We start from the raw sequence: 16,484 nt of genomic DNA on the forward strand, positions 1-16,484 counted from the left end.
AGGGGGTAACTTTGCTCTCAGAGCCCGATCCAAAGTCGCGCCGCCTGCCATCTTTTGCACAAGAACCACCCAAGACTTAGACCCGGAGGGCTTCACAATCAAAAAAAGGCCGTCACTGTCGCTATAACTTATCGGCCCAGTCGTTGTCCGAACTCTTTTTGCGCCAAGTTGCCCATGGATGCCTCAACAGTCGTTGACAAACCTGTTCCCACACCATGCGCGGGATGCAGGGACATGTCTAGACAAATTCAGGGCCCGCAATCCCCGTTACTATTGGGCTTTGGATTGGGAAAGAGACATGGGGAAACCTAGAGAAACAGGTAACTGGCGGAGACGGAGACGGCCAAAAGTGTCCGCCCAATCGTTTCAAAGAGAGTAGATTTGTTCCTAAAATTATGATATAATTCAATTTATTGGATATACCATGTTTCGAATCGTTTCGAATTGTTTCGTTCTAGGGCCTCCATTTCGTGGGTATTTCGTGGGTACGAAGTCGTGGGTATTTCTTGGGTGAAACCTCATAAGTTGGATAAATAGCCATGCCACATGCGCGCAACAAACTCACAGCTTTGGCCGTGAAGTCGATCAACACCGTCGGCAAGCACGCCGATGGTAATGGCCTATTCCTTCAAGTCACTGCCAATCCCAAAACTGGCGAACTCCGCAAATCTTGGCTGGTTCGATTTACACCCTTGAATGGCAAGGTGCGCGAAGCCGGAGTTGGCGGCGTTGATCTGGTTACGCTTGCGCAAGCGCGCGAGAAGACATTGGAAATCCGAAAGAATGCCAAGTCCGGTACTGATGTGGTCGTCGCTAAAGTCGAGGTTCGCCAAGAAGCCGTGCGGCAACGAGCGGCTATCATGACTTTCGCTCAATGCGCCGAAGCCTATATCAAGGCCCACGAAAGCGGCTGGAAAAACGAAAAACACAAGACGCAATGGACGAACACGATTAAAATGTATGCTTATCCAGTTCTGGGCAAAGTCGCCGTGCAGGACATTAACATTGGCATGATCATGAAGGTTCTTGACCCGATTTGGCAAACCAAGACCGAAACCGCCAGCCGCCTTCGCGGACGACTTGAGAACATCCTGGATTGGGCAAGGGTGCGGGAATATCGCACCGGCGAAAATCCGGCCCGATGGCGCGGGCATTTGGAGAAGGCGCTCCCTGCCCGAAACAAAGCCAAGACGGTCAAACATCACGCCGCATTGCCTATCGACGAGTATCCGGCCTTCATGTCTAAGCTGCGGGAGCAAACCGGTGTAGGTCCCCTCGCCTTTCAATTTGCTATTCTGACAGCCGCTCGCACCAGTGAGGCCATTGCCGCACGCTGGGATGAAATCGACTTGAACGACAAGTCCTGGACAGTTCCAGCCGACCGGATGAAAGCAGGCCGCGTCCACCGCGTGCCATTATCAACCGCCACCATGGCCGTCCTGAAAGAAATGCGCGGCCTCGATCCTGTCTATGTGTTCCCGGGCCTGAAAGGGGGCAAGCCAATCTCCAACATGGCGTTCTTGATGACTCTGCGCCGCATGAAGCGCGATGACCTGACCGCCCACGGTTTCAGGTCCACATTTCGCGATTGGGCCGCCGAGCGTACTGACTTCCAGAATGAGGTGGCAGAGGCCGCGCTGGCGCATGTGATCTCGAACCAAGCCGAGGCAGCTTACCGGCGGGGCGATCTGTTTGAGAAGCGGCGGGCATTGATGGAGGCTTGGGGGGTATTCGGGAGTTAATTTGGCCTCGTTTCTGACTTAAGGCGGCACCTTATTTCAAATATTTGCCAGTTGTTGACATAACCGCCGTGTGCCTCATTCAGAAGCAGCTTCAGGTTCGCCAATGGGCAAAAGTGGCAATCGCAATTCTGCCAAGAAGGAATTGTGCTTCTTCGTCGCTTCGGCAATCTTTGCTTCTAAGCCAACTAGCTTTTCATTGACCTCGTCTAGGTCAATCTCCTCATCAGCGGTTGCGGTGCTAATATAGCGGGAGATGTTGAGATTATATCCCTCTTTGGCGATGCGTTCCATGTCGATCCGCTTGGAGTAGCGATCTTCTTCGGTTCGGTATTTGTAAGTATCGACAATCTTTTTGATGTGCTTGACAGACAGTTGGTTCTGACGCTTGCCCTTATCGAAATGCTCAGGACCAGCAGCATTGATAAACAACACGTCGTCAGGCTTCTTGCATTTTTTGAGAACGAGGATGCACACCGGGATACCCGTTGAATAAAACAGGTTTGCGGGCAAACCGATCACAGTGTCTATGTGGCCATCTTTCAGCAATTTGGTGCGGATACGTTCTTCGGCACCGCCGCGGAATAGCACGCCGTGCGGCAGGATGATGGCCATCACGCCTTCTTCCTTCAGGAAGTGAAAACCGTGCAGCAAAAAGGCGAAATCGGCGGCAGACTTGGGGGCGAGGCCATAGTTTTTGAACCGCACGTCATCGCCCATCGCGTCGGTCGGGTCCCAGCGATAGCTGAAGGGCGGATTGGCAACGATAGCGTCAAACTGAGGTTTTTTGGCTGGGTTCAGCTCGCGCAAAATGTCCCAGTCATTGGCCAGCGTGTCGCCGTGATAGATCTCAAACTCGGTATCCTTAACCCCGTGCAACAGCATATTCATGCGGGCAAGATTGTAAGTCGTGATATTCTTTTCCTGCCCATAAATTTTCCCGATACCGTTTGGTCCCATGCGTTTGCGCACGTTCAGCAACAGCGAGCCCGAGCCACAAGCCAAGTCCATCACACTGGCGAGGTGACCCTTTTGGCCGGTCTTTGGCTCTTGGCTGTCAAGCGTCACAATGGCTGAGAGGATGTCTGAGATTTGTTGCGGCGTGTAGAACTCGCCGGCCTTTTTGCCAGATCCAGCGGCAAATTGGCCAATCAGATACTCATAGGCGTCACCAAGGGCGTCTATATCCTGCGAAAAGCCCGCCAAGCCCTCTGCAATCTTGGCGATGATAGCGCACAGCACGGCGTTGCGATCAGCATAGTTACGACCCAGCTTTTCCGAACCCAAATTGATTTCAGAAAACAGGCCGCTAAACGTACTTTCGAAGGATTCCTCCTCAATATATTTGAAGCCGGTTTGCAGGGTGTTGAGCAATTCGCCATCTTGGGTCCGTGCCATATTAGCGATGCTGTTCCACAAATGCTCTGGCTTGATCACATAGTGCACCTTGCGGCGCATTTGCTTTTCAAAATCGGCAATATCGCCTGGGTTTGCCGAGTACCAGAGGGCAAGCGGCACTGCACGGCTATCCGGCGCAGGCATGGGATAATCAGCCCCCAGTTCCTTTTTCGCTGCCAGCTCGTAATTGTCGGATAGATACCGCAGGAACAAGAACGACAGCATATAGTCGCGGAAGTCGTCCGCATTCATGGCACCGCGTAACTGGTCGGCAATTTTCCACAGTGTCGCGCCGAGTTCTTTTTGAGTTTGGTCATTCATGGTGCGGGGGCTTCTACGGGGACTGGGGCTGGGGAGGCGGCGCGGACTGGTCGAGGGGCGCGGGGTGCAGGCAAGGACGGTACATCAAACTCAAACCTGGCAATGAAATCACTCAATATCCGTCGAAACAAAGCCTTGTTATCTTCGCCCATTTCCGTTGGTTCGTGAATGGCATAGGCGCCATGACTAAGCAGGTTCAGAGCGCGGTTAAACAGCGCGCGATCCTCGTCATTGTTTAGGGCCTTCAAACAAAAAGCCATAGACGAATGCCCAAAGAAAGAAGCCGTCTTTTCCATGATGCTGCGCAGGGCATTGAAGTGGAACGTATAAAGCATCCCAGTGACTGGGTCTGCTGCCCGCTGCAACTCTGCCAAAGTCGCGACATGGTGGAAGAAGGGCGTGTCTTCAGTCGACTGCAGGGTGTAAACGCCGTCGTTTGCGGGGCGATGCAAGAAATAACGCTTGTGCGCAACCCTCGGTTCGTCTTCGACTGCACGACCGATTTCGTTACACATGACGTTGAAGAATAGCGCATGGTGAGAAGAGAAAATCACTTTGATTGGCGCGGCTACACCGGTCCCATCTTTCCGATTGACGGCCTTTCGCAATAGCTTGGCCAAGTCGCAAGCCACCGAGATCGCATTGTTATCATCGAGCGATGAGATTGGATCGTCGATGTAAATATATTTGTGGGCTTGGTAGGAAACGTGGCCGTCGAGCATCCGCTCGCAAACGGCCATAAACAGGCACCAGATAAAGATGTTCTGTTCGCCACGCGAAATCTTGATGTTGTCTTGATCGCCCTTGCGAAAAGACACTTTCCAAGCGGTGTAGTCGATATCGAAGTCAAAATCGGCGTAGCGCTTGAGATAGCCGTCAATTGTTTCATCAAGCGCCAGCTCTTTAAGAGCCTTGAAGAAGTTGGAGTCGCTATTCAGGTCCAGATGGCGCACACTATCGCCGTCAAGATCATTATCCCAAACGAACAGGTCTTCAGTGAAGGCGTTGAAATAAAGGGTATCTGGAACAGGGGCAGGATTTTTTTTGGACTTCCGTTTGCCGATGTTCTTGAATTCCATCGACAGCCTTGTTTTTCCTGTGCGATTGTAAGCAAACAAAAGCACAATTTGCGTTGTTGCCAAATCATCGCGCAGTCTAGCTGCCAATCCATCTAGCTTCTTGAAAGGGGTGACGCGCCTCATGTTTCGGCACCCTTAGGCGACGGAAAAAGCTGCTGCATCAGGGCTTTTTTGTGGGTCTTGAGGGTGTCGAGCTTTATGGATTCGGCAGCGATGAGATCGTCGAGGCTGGTTAGGCTGTCGGCTATGCGTTGTTGCTCTTTTAGCTCTTTGGGAAACCAGAGAGGGCAATCCAAGACATTGCCCTTGCTGAGGTGTGTCTGATTTTGACCATCATCGAAAGACAAAAGATATGGGTTTCGATTCAGAATGAGATACAAGAATCGTGGATTCATTCCCTTGGTTTTGAGCCTGCATACTCGTTGATTAACCCCATATTTTTCGTCGGCTTCAACAAAATAGCATTTCGCTAGCGCTCTTCCTTTTGGCAGATCACTTAGCACCATTAACACGTCATTAGCCTGCGCTGTCAGATAGTTCGCATTTGAGAACTTTTGAACCATTCCATCAGTCGAAATGAAACGAGAGTTCACCACGACGTACTTCCCTGCATCGACAATGTCTTGCTCGTAGGCTTTGCCGTTTTCATAGCTTGCAAGCTGGCTCAGCGGCGCAGTTTCCCAATCCCCTGCCCCCTCAAACTCTGGAATCCGCAGGCGGGGTTTTGTTTCGGGGGGGATTTTTTGGCCGTTTTCGGTGCGTTCTGGGCGAGGGAAAAGCTGCTGCATCATGCCCTTCTTATGGGCCTTCAGCGCCTCAACTTTCTCGGCTTGCGTAGCAATCAACTCATCCGCTGACGTGAGGCAATCAGCGATCTTTTGTTGCTCAGAAAGACTAGGCGTTAAAATTTCGACGCCAAAAAAAGTTTCTTTGCTGATGTTCAACAAGCCATTGCTTCTTGCACCGCTCGTAATGTCTTTTTGCAGTTGCCTTCCATGCTGGTTTTGCTCGAAACAATTCTGAAAAAAAGCATTCGAGTAACCATCTTTCAGCCGGAAGCAAATAAAGACATTTGGTGCTGCGACTTCGCCCCAACCATCCAAAAGGTAAATGCATCCTTGAGGGAATTTCAGCGAATTTCCTTTATTGAATACAAAGTCACCATCCCGCACCAAAGTGTATAGCTGATACTGGTTGCCAGAGATATCTCGCCCAAACTTCTCGGATTGGCGCACAAATCCAATTCCTGCAGAGATACTGACAGGCGTAAGCATCCTTTGCCCGACTTGCTCAATTACAGGCGTTGAAGCGTTTTTCAGGCTAATTGGTTTCCATACCCCCGCCGCCCGAAATTCCGGAAAGCGAAGCTTCGGCACCATCGCGGTCTCGCCGCCACTTATCAGTGCTGCCTTACTGCTCATCGCCCGCCTCCATACGCGCAGAAATTTCGTGCAGTCTGGCCTGCAAAAGCTTCCTATCAGGCAATTGCAAGTGATATTCGGCGATTAGAGCGGGGGACAGGTTGCGCGACAGCGCATATTCGACCACTTCGTCATCTTTATCGCGGCACAGCAATACGCCTATGCTGGGGTTCTCGTGCGTTTTCTTCACATCCCGGTCCAAGGCTTCCAGATAGAAGCTTAGCTGCCCCAAATGCTCAGGCTTAAAGGCACCGATTTTCAGCTCAAAAGCCACCAGAGCCGATAGGCCACGGTGGAAGAATAGCAGATCAACGAAAAAGTCCTGATTGCCTACTTGCAGGCGATAGTTCTCATCGACAAAAATGAAGTCCTTACCCAGTTCAAGCACGCACTGCCGCATTTGGCGCACAAGTGCGGTTTGCAAATCGCGCTCACTATGGTCGTCTGGCAACCCCAGAAATTCAAGCACATAGCTATCTTTGAAGGCTTGAGCGATATCTGGATACAATTCTCTCACTGCTGGTGAGAGTTTTAAACCGCCAAGAGCGGCGCGCTCGAAAGACGTGGCATCAATCTGGCGGTCTAGGTCTCGTTTCGTGAATTGTTCAGTCTGACATAGCCGCAAGTAATACTCACGCTCATCAGCCGTTTTGCAACGCGAGAAGATGATTGTGTTATGTGTCCAAGGCAATTCTCTCACCAGTGGTGAGAGTTTTTCATCACCTTGATAAGTCTCGTAAAACTGCTTCATGCGCCACAGGTTTTTATCGCTGAAGCCTTTGATGCTGGGGTCGTTCTGCGCGATGAATCTGGCTAGCTCCGTCACCACGCCTTTGCCCCATCCAGCGTTTTGCACTCGCTGGCTGATAGTTTGGCCGATGTGCCAGTAAAGGTCGATAAGTGAGGTATTGGCCTGGGCAAAAACGCGGGTGCGCGTTTGCTGGATTTGCGCCAGCACGTTCTGAAAATCTTGGGATTGAACAAGGCTATTGCTCATAAGCACTCCGCTGCTCATACGCACTCAACCCTGAAATATCCCGCCCACGTGCGCGCTTGGTCAGCAATGGTACAAGTTCGTCCATCAAAGCCAATTCGGCCAATGTGCGCGCTTTCCAGCCTAGACCAAGCGGCTCCATCAAGTCCGTCAGCTTTTCACTATCAAAAATCATCCGCTGCAAGATCATATCGACAAAAGCCTTCAAGGCAGGCGTGGCAAGCGAATGTTTGCCCGCAATGTCGGCCAACTCCTTGGCTTCATTTTCAGCCTTAAAGCGGGTGTAGCCATCACGGATGACCTTTTCACTGAGGCCCTCACCTGCCTTTAGGGTCGCGATATAGGCCCCGATATCCTCACGTTCATCCATGAATTTAGCGTCGGACTGAATAAGCCCAACAAGCTCTTCACGGCTCATGGTTGCCTTGCCTGGTGCGGCTTCTGAAAAGCGCGCGATCAAACCCATGATATAGTCATAGTCAATCACGGCAGAGGCAAATAGCACAAACTCAAAGTCCAGCTGGTTCACGACGTCGGGTGCGGCTTCTCCCCCTTTGGCTTGCTGCGCCTTCAGGCGCTGGGCCGTTTCCAGATATGCGCCACGGAAGCCCAAAAGCTCTTCCTTTGGAAGAATTTGCTCGATAGCGGCGGCGTTATCCTCTGTCAGATCAGTATATTGATCGAGCTGAGTTTTGAGGCGCTGCACTTCCTTGAAGCGCTCAACAAAGGCAGCGCGCGCCACATCGCCCTTCAGGTTGGCAATCTCAGCTGGGGAGGTCTCCAAGCCTTGTGACTTCATGAAGTCGTCCAACTTTTTGACGGCAGCTTCCAGTTTTTCGATGACCACCGGGGCCTTATCAACCAGCCAGATTTCGCGGGCCTTCTCGCCTGCACTTTGGCCTGAAAACATGGTGATGGCTTTATCCACCGCGTCTTGCTGCTGGCGGAAATCCAAAATGTTTCCATACGGCTTTGTGGCATTCAGAACGCGATTGGTTCGAGAGAAAGCTTGGATCAGGCCATGATATTTCAGGTTTTTGTCGACATAGAGCGTATTCAGATATTTGGAATCAAAACCGGTCAACAGCATGTCGACCACGATTGTAATGTCGATCTTCTGAGCATGTGGGAAGTCTGAATTGGGCCACTGCTGGTCTTTGATGCGCTTTTGCACATCTTGATAGTAAAGGTCGAACTCCCCAATCCGATGGTTGGAGCCATAGCGGGCATTGTAGTCAGCAAGGATGGATTTGAGCGCTTCTTTCTTACGTTCTATTTCTTTCTTTTTCTTTTCGGCGTCTTCACCTGCTTGAATAGTGTATTCAGACGATTCTTGAGCAAGATCAGCCTGAATTTGCTTCACATCTGGATTACCCTCAGCAGGTGGCGAGAAAACGCAAGCAATGTTGAGAGCCTGAAACTCGGCATCGCCTGACAGCTTCTCTGCCTGCATTTTTGCAAACAACTCATAATATTCTATCGCGTCACTGATAGACGCGGTGGCCAACAATGCATTGAAACGCCGCCCACTTGTAGCGGCATCATGCTTTGCCAAGATAGCTTCTACGACGGCGCGTTTTGCTAGCGGCTCGCCGGGCTTAAGCGCCGTTTTGCTTTCCGGCTTATAGTAATCGATGTGAAACCGCAGGACATTAGCATCTTCAATCGCGTTCGTGATCGTGTAGGCGTGCAGCTGCTTTTGAAACAACTCGTCAGTTGTGTGGTTTGAGGCTTGGTCGTCCTCAATCAACACGCGGCTGGAGTTTGCCTCAAAGATCGGGGTGCCTGTGAAGCCAAAAAGTTGAGCTTTAGGAAAAAATTCTTTGATCGCTTTATGGTTTTCACCAAATTGGGAGCGATGACACTCATCAAAGATGAACACCACGCGCTTGTCGCTCAGCGGCTCAAGCTGCTCCTTGTAGGTCTTTCGACCATCCTTCTTTTGCTGTTTGTTGCGCTTGCTGTTTTCATCCAGCGCAAGTCCCAGCTTCTGAATGGTGGTGACGATAACTTTGTCAGCATAATCGTCAGACAATAGTCGGCGCACCAAGGTATTGGTGTTTGTGTTCTCTTCTACGCAGCCTTCTTGAAACCGATTGAACTCCTCACGGGTTTGCCGGTCGAGGTCCTTGCGGTCGACCACAAAGAGGCACTTTTCGATATCAGGATTATCCTTGAGCAAGGTTGAGGCCTTAAAAGAAGTCAACGTCTTGCCACTGCCCGTGGTATGCCAGATGTAGCCGTTGCCGCAATTCTGACTGATACAATCGACGATCGCCTTTACCGCATAGATTTGATAGGGCCGCATCACCATCAGCTTTTGCTCGCTGGCAATCAGAACCATGTAGCGGCTAATTGTCTGGCCAAGAGTACATTTTACAAGGAAGGTCTGCGCGAAGCTATCAAGACGCGTGACCTTACTGTTATTGACGTCGGCGAATTCATAGACAGGCAAGAAACGTTCTTCAGCATTAAAGGCGAAATGCCGCGCATTGTTGTTGGCGAAATAGAACGTTCGATCACGGTTGGAAACGATGAAGAGCTGAAGGAAGCATAGCAATGTCTTGGTGTAGCCGTTGCCTGGGTCGTTTTTATACTCAACAATCTGTTCCATAGCCCGTCGTGGGCTAATGCCGAGTGTTTTTAACTCGATCTGGACGCAGGGCACGCCGTTGATCAACAAGATCACATCATAGCGATGATGACTATTGTCGGTGTTGATGCGTAGCTGATTGATAATCTCAAAGCTGTTCTTGCACCAATCTTTGATGTTGACGAGCGTGAAGTTTAACGGCGTACCATCATCGCGAGTGAAGCTGTTACGCTCGCGCAAAGCACGTGCAGCGGTGAAAACGTCAGGCGTAACGATTTCCTCGATCAGTCGGGGAAACTCACCATCCGTGAGGTGAACGCTGTTGAGCGCTTCAAATTTTTCGCGAAAATTTTTCTCAAGCGTGGCGCGGTCGCAAATATCCTTTCGATAGACGTATTTGAGCCCCTCCAGAGTGGAAATGAGCTCTTTTTCTATGGCGCTTTCTGATGCTGACACGTTTCTATCCCAAATGCCTCAAGCAATATCCCAAGCTAGCTAACTAACCCACTGGATGTGTTTTGGTTAATGATTGCTTTTTGGTGCCCTTTCAATGGGCAAATTCACAGGAATGGTAAACGGTCCATACGTCACTACCGGACGTCAAATCAATCAGATTGCCGAACTTGCAGACAGAACGACCCACTTAAACCGATTATCGCCAGGTCCCAACTCACAACTTAACGCATCTCAGCCCAAGCCCTCACCTCCCCTGCCCGCCAGCGATGGCGACAACTTCCAAAATGCGTTGGCTTTGGGAAGCCAATCTTTGGGTTTCGGGTTCGCTCCCATATGGCCTTACGTCCGAGTTTCAAGTAGGCGCAGACCATAGCGGTGGTCCACCATTCGTCGTTTTCCCAGTTTTGGGGCGGTTTAACTGGGGCGACTGGTACTTGCAGCCGTGAAACTACTGCCTCTGGAGCCGCGAATTCGGCAACATCGGGTTCGCGAAGTTCGCTTACAGGTCCGTCGAGGCTGATCGATTCAATTTGATCATTAGCGGCTTCGATTGTCAGTGGATCAGCAACCGCTGGCAGCGACGGGGAAGTTTGCTCGTTGGCTGGCTGCGCCCATCCGCCAAACATATCCAATTGGGCGGAGTGGGCTGGTTCGGGTTTGCGTTTAGCCATGACTCTATCTCCCCCCTGACGTGCGGCATTGGCGGCGATGCCGAATGCCTCGACCCGCAGAAAGCGCGAGATAGCAATCCACGGCATCGCGAACATAGCCTTGGGTTTCGGTAATGTCGGGGACGCGACCAAGGCGCGCGACACGACCGGGGCCGCTGTTGTAGGCGGCAAGTGCCAGCCGCAGATCGCCGAACCGACCGATTTGGATGGCCAGATAACGCGCACCCCCTCGCAGGTTTTGCTCAATGTCGAAGGCATTGGTGACACCCAGTTCACGGGCTGTGCCTGGCATCAATTGTGTCAGGCCACGCGCACCAACAGGACTGACTGCAGCGGGATCATAGGCACTTTCGACGATCACCAACGCGTGGAGAAGTTTCGGATCAAGGCCCGTTTCAGCGGCGATCTGAGTGATCAGCTCGTCAAGTGGCTGATCGGCAGGCAAGAGACGGACTTCGCCATAATCGGGAACAGGGTCAATCACGAATGGATCAGATTCAGTTTCAGAAACAGGACTAGGCCTCTGGCGCGGACTGGCAGGCGCGGCTTGCTGCAATACGCGCGGGAGAGTCTGAGGCGGTAGGATGGCCCGTTGAACCATGGGCGCTCGATCAACAGCCATGCCGGGTTCAATAAACAGACCCCCACCTGCTTGGGTCCAGTCAGGCGGATCGGCGCTAGCTTGCGTTGCTAGTGCGGGAGTGGCGAGTAGACTGATCGCGAGAAGGACTTTTCGACTTACCATGAAATAACCTCCTGATAGGTTCCAGACAGGTCGCGTTTCAGCACAGGGCCGAAATAGCGGCTGTCAAAGCTAGATGGGTGATCGCCTAGAAGAAAAACTTCGGTGGGCAAAAGGGTGTGGCAGCCGACCCAGAACGGCAGCAAGGTGCCCTGGCTGTCGCGTCGGTCGGCATGGACCGCGCGACCGCGCACGGTGACCGTGCCTGCTTGGCGGCAGACGGTTTCTCCGGGCAGTGCGACCACACGCTTTATGAGCATGGTGTCTGCTGGATAGCCGAGCCGCCCAACCAGATAATCTTTCGCATTCTGGTTCATCGGCATCGCGATAATGTAGCCGTGCTTAAGCTCACCGACCCCGCCAGTACGGACATAAAGCCCTTTCTGCATCGAGATCGTCTCATTGATGATGGCAGGCGGGTTGGCCACCAATTCTGGTAAGGCTGGTGCCGACGCCAAAAGCGCATTGGCGACCACGATGGAAACAAGGGCGCTGGTATTCATTGGGCTGGCTCCAAAACGAGATCACGGGTCAACAAGACTTGCACGCGCGTGCCTTGGCGGACCCGGATGGTTGGTTTGACGTCGAGTTCGCGGTCAATCATGCGGCCACCGACACGGGCAGCCTCAGCGGCAGCAGCGTCGCCGATATCGCCGACTATGCTGTTGTTTCTGTCTTCTCCATCACGGCGGGCAACTTCGCCCAAAGTGGTGATGGCCCCGGCAAATAGCGTTGCGGTCAGCAATTGTGGAATACGTCGGTCGACACGGCCTTGAACGCCGCCTGCGCCTTGGCTGTCGATACCGGGCTCACGGTTCAAGGTGATCGACCGACCATCAGGGAAAAGCAGACGCTCCCACGTCAGGAAAGCGCGCCTTTCGCCATAGGTCTGCTCACCATCAAAACGTCCGATCAAGCGGGCACCTTGGGGGATCAAGAGATATCGGCCTGTGACCGTATCAAAGACATTCTCGGTGACACTGGCCAAGACCCGGCCTTCGCGTTCAGTATCAACCGCTGTCAGCAAAGCCGCTGGAATGACTGTGCCCGCCTTTAGTTCATAGGGCGACAGCGGGGCTAGGACGGCGCGATCAGCATAGACTGCCTCATAATCCTCGCGTCGTTGAATGCGCGACGGGCCAGTCGAAGCAGCTGATGGTGTTGCAAGCGCCGCTGTTTGTGTTGATGCGCCAACATCAAAGAACAGGCCAGAGCGTTGTGCTTTTTCCAGTTCCGATGGGCCTCGCGGTTCGCGTGGGTTTGTTGGAACCCCTTGAACCGCCCATGGCGCATGTGGACTCGATCGCATTGGTTCGCGCGGCGCGCTTTGCACCATTACACGTGGTGCATGCGCAGGCCCTGAGGCAATGCGTTCTGGTGGAGGCGTGTCTTTAGGTAACGCCTCTTCCGGCAGCTCTTCGGGTGCCTTGGTAAGATCAGCGTAACTGGCTGGCCCGTCGGAAAGCACATCAGCGGGTCGAACAGACCCTGGCGGTGTGCGTTGGTTCTGTTCAGCCTGTTTGGCGCGGGCTTCTGCACGCACCGCTGGCGAGACTACGAAAGCATAAACAAAGGCCAGCGATAGCACACCTGCACTAACCATAAAGACCGTGCGGACCGATTTCTTATTGATCTGCTGGGCAGGCTTGGGTGCCGTGCGCGCATTGAGTGCATGGCCGCCAGTGAGCGGCGGCGGCAGTGCATCAGGGCTCACTTCTGGGGTATCAGCCTTCTTCATGAGCGATCCCCTTTGCGTTCAATGCGGACGACGCGTGGATTATCGCCACCTAGGCGCAATTCAGCGCGATCAAACAGACGATCAACGACATAGACCGACCCTTGCTTGCGCCAATTAGTGAGTTGCGCCTCGCCATTCTCACCCATTACAAACAAGGGCGGGGCTTCGGTGGAGGTAAGGCTATTGGGGAAGGTAATGAAGGTCTGGCGACCATCATCGCTTACCGAAATCGGTGTCCAATCAGGCCTGCTCCATCCCGCCCGAATACGGTAATTCTGGTTCAGGTTGGCGATATCGACTGTTTGTGCGGCGGGCAGTACTGGCAGATTTATATTGCCGTCAGTCGTCCCGGCCTGCGTTGATCCATTGGGCAATGTATTGGCGTAGGTCCAGGTTACGACCGCATTGAACGCGTCAGTGCTCTCGCCAGCCCGCAGCGACAAAAGATACATCCGCCGGTTGGTCGCAATCACCATATTGGTGGCGATACCGACCCGAAATGGCTTAATCAGGATCTGGCTTTGTTGGGCATTGCCTTCACCAGATGTCGTATCGCCAATCATCCAGCGTTCGGTATCTCCAGCAGCCTTGTTGATAATGCGTTCGCCGGGTTCAAGGGTGAGCGCAGTGATCCGCATGGGTGCCGTCCAAACTTCATAAACCCGGCCTTGCTCGAAGCTGAACACTTGGGCTGCATTGACGAAACCGTCCGCCCGTGAAGGGGCCAGTGCCTCGGCATTAGCCGCACGAATAGCGGCTGGACCGCTTGCCGGACTGGTCGCCCCATCATTTGCGGGTGGTGAGACCGCGCGAGCCGGTGTGGCCGCCCGTCTAGTTTGGCTTGCCGCGCGCCGTGTTGGCGAATTTGTCCGGCGCGCTGAAGATGTGCGGGCCGAAGTTGACACTTGGGTCTGGCGTGCTTGAGATTGGCGCACCTGTGCGTCAGCGGCATTTGGGAAGACCATAGCTGGAATGGCCGTGGTTAGGAGAAGCGCCAGACTGCCTGCCATGCAAGCAGCCTTGGGCGCGATCATTGTGCGTCGAGTGTCCATGATAAATCCTCGATTTTGATGCCAAGTGGGTTTTTCATCAGGTCGGCTTCAGAGCGCGGTGGCTCAAACCGGACAGTGACAAGTGCGCGCCAACGCTGCGCACCTGAACTCATGCCATTGGTGAATTTCTCTTCGCGCCACTGGATGTCGAAGGTCTTCTCCGAGCGTGGCACAACATTGAGCACCGAGACAGCAACAGCCTCGCGGCCTGCATTAGCGAAGGGATCATTTTCCTGCGCCCAGCTATTGAGGTAGGCAGCACTTTTCGGCGTTGTAAAGTCATAGGCTCGCATGAAATTCTGACGGATCAGAACCGGATCAATGCTTTTGCCGCGCACGTCTGCTATCCAACGTGACAAGGCGAAAGAAACTTGGGCCTCATTCGGGCGGTATCTCTGATCAAGTGCTGTAATCTTCTGGGTCTGACCCCATGTCGAAACCTCGACGATGAAGGGCTTGACCACCGAGCGCTGGGCTTGTGCCCACCAGCCTGCTCCAAGGAAGCCCGCAAAGAGAAGCGTCCCAAAAGCCATGTTTCGCCAGTTGCGGGCATGAGACAGGGTCAGGCCCATACGGTCATCCCAGACTTGGCCTGCCCGTTGATAAGTCGTGGCAATCGGTGTGGCCGAAAGCGCCTGTTTGCCAGCAGGCTTAGGTTTGAAGAATGGATGCATGAATATCAGTCCTCCTCACGAATGGATGGGTTGAGCGTGCCGGTGTTTTCATTGGCCGGCATGAGTTGGCGGGCGGTATTGGCCGCGAAATACGCGTTGAAGGCGCGGGCTTTGGCTGCCTTTTGTTGCGGGTTGTAGGCTGGGAAACGGTGGTAACGCGGGGCGTCGCCCAAGGCGGTGCTTGGAGTGGTGGTTCCCGATCCGTTTGATTGTGACGCGCCAGCCGCAGGGGCTGCCCCTTCGCTTCCTCCAGAGGTTCCGCCACTTAGAGAGCCAGTCTCATTCGGCATGGCGGCTTTGGAAGCGCTTGTTGAGCTTTGAGCAGACGATTGGCTTGGCGACGAATTCCCGCCTGTTCCCAACTGTCCGGTGTTTCCGGATAGTTCAGTTTGTCCCGCTGACTTTTGCGACCCCAATCCTTCATTGGTCGTCATTTGGCTGGAAGTTGAGCCGGAGTGTGAATTGGAAGCCTTAGTCCCGCTTTTATTCGCTGTTTGAGCCGCAAAATTTGATGATGCGTTGTTCTGTGAAGAGGAGCTTTGATTGGACGAACCGCCACCACTCGAAGGACCGCGCGGTCCGCCCCCCGCCGCAGCCGCAGAGCCAGAAGGTCCAGACCCAGAAGGTCCAGGCCCGCTTGGCTGCCTCCCAGCACCTGCGCCCGCAGCCACTCTGGAGGATGATGCAATCTTTGAGGCGGCACCAGCGGCGGTGCCGCCTGCTGCCATCGTGCCAGCAATGGCCGCACCACCCGCTGCACCAACCGCGAGGCCACCGACACTGAGGGCACCTGCGCCCAGAGCGGGACCGCCCGAGACGAGGGCCGCAGCCAGATTTGGGGCAAAGATCGCCAGCATCGCCAGAATGATCGAAGCGGTTAGGATGGTCAGCGCTTCATAGATGTCAGGCTCTGGGCTTGGGATCAGCTGAGCGAACACCGTTTGAGCGCCAGACACCACAATTGCGAGGGCCAGAACCTTCAAGCCTGCCGCGACCACATAACCTAGTGGGCGCTCGGCCATGAAGCTGGTTTTGGAGAAAATGCCGAATGGCAGAAGGATGAAGCCGCCAAGTGTGACGATCTTAAACTCAAGCAAGGTCACGATGATCTGCAGGGCGAGGATCGTAAACGCGATCATGATGCCGAGCATAGAGATGCCGATGATGATCGCATCGACTAGATTGCCGATCACATCCATCGGGTTTTCGGTGACGGTGGGCGCATCGCCAATGGCTTTGACAATGCCCCAGCCGGTCTCAATCACCGCACCGGGATTGAGGAAGTCAGCGGCACCGATAGCCCCACCACCGGCTTGCAAGCCTATCGCCATGAAGCCTGCAAAGATCGTCTCGCTCAGGCCCTGCCAATCATTGATGATATAGGCAAAAGCCCCAATCAGCAGGATCTTCGAAAAGGCCCCTGCAAGTGCATCGCGGTTGGACGAGACCGCCCATTGAATGCCTGTCAGCGCGACTACAAGCGCAATCATCAGGCCGAAGATGCCGTTGACGGGACCGACTAGGCTCGCAAAGCCTGCCGTAACAGTGTTGGAAAACACCGACATCAGATCATTGGCAGTTTCCGATGAGACAGCCATGGCAAGGC

General features: G+C 53.5%; 13 protein-coding genes. 1 reads left to right on the forward strand and 12 read right to left on the reverse strand.

The window, feature by feature from the left end; translation table 11 throughout:
• The first annotated feature begins 539 nt into the window (after positions 1 to 539).
• Positions 540 to 1,742 carry a tyrosine-type recombinase/integrase gene (locus tag ACIQ20_RS03745; RefSeq protein WP_395777580.1) on the forward strand — a complete coding sequence of 401 codons (1,203 nt, stop codon included), beginning with the start codon at positions 540 to 542 and terminating at the stop codon, positions 1,740 to 1,742.
• Positions 1,743 to 1,817: 75 nt separating this feature from the next.
• Here the strand turns inward: ACIQ20_RS03745 and ACIQ20_RS03750 are convergent, their stop codons facing one another.
• The 12 genes from ACIQ20_RS03750 to trbL form a co-directional block, all read right to left on the reverse strand.
• On the reverse strand, positions 1,818 to 3,458 hold the full coding sequence (locus ACIQ20_RS03750) for a type I restriction-modification system subunit M (protein ID WP_395777581.1): 1,641 nt from the start codon (positions 3,456 to 3,458) through the stop codon (positions 1,818 to 1,820).
• Positions 3,455 to 4,660 (reverse strand): AAA family ATPase, encoded by a 1,206-nt coding sequence (locus tag ACIQ20_RS03755; RefSeq protein ID WP_395777582.1) that lies wholly within the window; start codon positions 4,658 to 4,660, stop codon positions 3,455 to 3,457. Before ACIQ20_RS03755 ends, ACIQ20_RS03750 begins: the two co-directional genes overlap by 4 nt.
• Entirely contained in the window at positions 4,657 to 5,958 is a 1,302-nt protein-coding gene (locus ACIQ20_RS03760; RefSeq protein ID WP_395777583.1) for a restriction endonuclease subunit S, read from the reverse strand. Before ACIQ20_RS03760 ends, ACIQ20_RS03755 begins: the two co-directional genes overlap by 4 nt.
• Complete coding sequence (locus tag ACIQ20_RS03765) at positions 5,948 to 6,955, reverse strand: YhcG family protein (RefSeq protein WP_395777584.1); 1,008 nt, start codon at positions 6,953 to 6,955, stop codon at positions 5,948 to 5,950. The genes ACIQ20_RS03760 and ACIQ20_RS03765 overlap by 11 nt, the downstream gene beginning before the upstream one ends.
• Entirely contained in the window at positions 6,945 to 10,001 is a 3,057-nt protein-coding gene (locus tag ACIQ20_RS03770; protein WP_395777585.1) for a type I restriction endonuclease subunit R, read from the reverse strand. The genes ACIQ20_RS03765 and ACIQ20_RS03770 overlap by 11 nt, the downstream gene beginning before the upstream one ends.
• A gap of 221 nt (positions 10,002 to 10,222) precedes the next feature.
• Positions 10,223 to 10,672 carry a helix-turn-helix transcriptional regulator gene (locus ACIQ20_RS03775; protein WP_395777586.1) on the reverse strand — a complete coding sequence of 150 codons (450 nt, stop codon included), beginning with the start codon at positions 10,670 to 10,672 and terminating at the stop codon, positions 10,223 to 10,225.
• Positions 10,673 to 10,676: 4 nt separating this feature from the next.
• Positions 10,677 to 11,417: a lytic transglycosylase domain-containing protein gene (locus ACIQ20_RS03780; protein WP_395777587.1), complete on the reverse strand. Its 741-nt coding sequence runs from the start codon at positions 11,415 to 11,417 to the stop codon at positions 10,677 to 10,679.
• Positions 11,411 to 11,917, reverse strand: a complete 507-nt coding sequence (locus ACIQ20_RS03785; protein ID WP_395777588.1) for a S26 family signal peptidase — start codon at positions 11,915 to 11,917, stop codon at positions 11,411 to 11,413. Before ACIQ20_RS03785 ends, ACIQ20_RS03780 begins: the two co-directional genes overlap by 7 nt.
• Positions 11,914 to 13,152: a TrbI/VirB10 family protein gene (locus ACIQ20_RS03790; RefSeq protein WP_395777589.1), complete on the reverse strand. Its 1,239-nt coding sequence runs from the start codon at positions 13,150 to 13,152 to the stop codon at positions 11,914 to 11,916. Before ACIQ20_RS03790 ends, ACIQ20_RS03785 begins: the two co-directional genes overlap by 4 nt.
• A complete protein-coding gene (gene trbG / locus ACIQ20_RS03795; protein ID WP_395777590.1) occupies positions 13,149 to 14,204 on the reverse strand; it encodes a P-type conjugative transfer protein TrbG in 1,056 nt (351 codons plus the stop codon). The genes ACIQ20_RS03790 and trbG overlap by 4 nt, the downstream gene beginning before the upstream one ends.
• Positions 14,183 to 14,878 carry a conjugal transfer protein TrbF gene (gene trbF, locus ACIQ20_RS03800; protein ID WP_395777591.1) on the reverse strand — a complete coding sequence of 232 codons (696 nt, stop codon included), beginning with the start codon at positions 14,876 to 14,878 and terminating at the stop codon, positions 14,183 to 14,185. Before trbF ends, trbG begins: the two co-directional genes overlap by 22 nt.
• Positions 14,879 to 14,883: 5 nt before the next feature.
• Positions 14,884 to 16,476, reverse strand: coding sequence for a P-type conjugative transfer protein TrbL (gene trbL, locus ACIQ20_RS03805; protein WP_395777592.1), 1,593 nt, complete (start codon positions 16,474 to 16,476; stop codon positions 14,884 to 14,886).
• Positions 16,477 to 16,484: the final 8 nt, after the last annotated feature.

It is taken from the genome of Aquidulcibacter sp. (assembly GCF_044346625.1).
In the GTDB taxonomy this organism is placed as follows: Bacteria; Pseudomonadota; Alphaproteobacteria; order Caulobacterales; family Aquidulcibacteraceae; genus Aquidulcibacter.

Excerpts from the sequence above, each read along its gene's own strand:
- ACIQ20_RS03745 (WP_395777580.1), top strand. The coding sequence starts at position 540 with ATGCCACATGCGCGCAACAAACTCACAGCTTTGGCCGTGAAGTCGATC.
- ACIQ20_RS03750 (WP_395777581.1), bottom strand. The coding sequence starts at position 3,458 with ATGAATGACCAAACTCAAAAAGAACTCGGCGCGACACTGTGGAAAATT.
- ACIQ20_RS03755 (WP_395777582.1), bottom strand. The coding sequence starts at position 4,660 with ATGAGGCGCGTCACCCCTTTCAAGAAGCTAGATGGATTGGCAGCTAGA.
- ACIQ20_RS03760 (WP_395777583.1), bottom strand. The coding sequence starts at position 5,958 with ATGAGCAGTAAGGCAGCACTGATAAGTGGCGGCGAGACCGCGATGGTG.
- ACIQ20_RS03765 (WP_395777584.1), bottom strand. The coding sequence starts at position 6,955 with ATGAGCAATAGCCTTGTTCAATCCCAAGATTTTCAGAACGTGCTGGCG.
- ACIQ20_RS03775 (WP_395777586.1), bottom strand. The coding sequence starts at position 10,672 with ATGGCTAAACGCAAACCCGAACCAGCCCACTCCGCCCAATTGGATATG.
- ACIQ20_RS03780 (WP_395777587.1), bottom strand. The coding sequence starts at position 11,417 with ATGGTAAGTCGAAAAGTCCTTCTCGCGATCAGTCTACTCGCCACTCCC.
- ACIQ20_RS03785 (WP_395777588.1), bottom strand. The coding sequence starts at position 11,917 with ATGAATACCAGCGCCCTTGTTTCCATCGTGGTCGCCAATGCGCTTTTG.
- ACIQ20_RS03790 (WP_395777589.1), bottom strand. The coding sequence starts at position 13,152 with ATGAAGAAGGCTGATACCCCAGAAGTGAGCCCTGATGCACTGCCGCCG.
- trbG (WP_395777590.1), bottom strand. The coding sequence starts at position 14,204 with ATGGACACTCGACGCACAATGATCGCGCCCAAGGCTGCTTGCATGGCA.
- trbF (WP_395777591.1), bottom strand. The coding sequence starts at position 14,878 with ATGCATCCATTCTTCAAACCTAAGCCTGCTGGCAAACAGGCGCTTTCG.
- trbL (WP_395777592.1), bottom strand. The coding sequence starts at position 16,476 with ATGGCTGTCTCATCGGAAACTGCCAATGATCTGATGTCGGTGTTTTCC.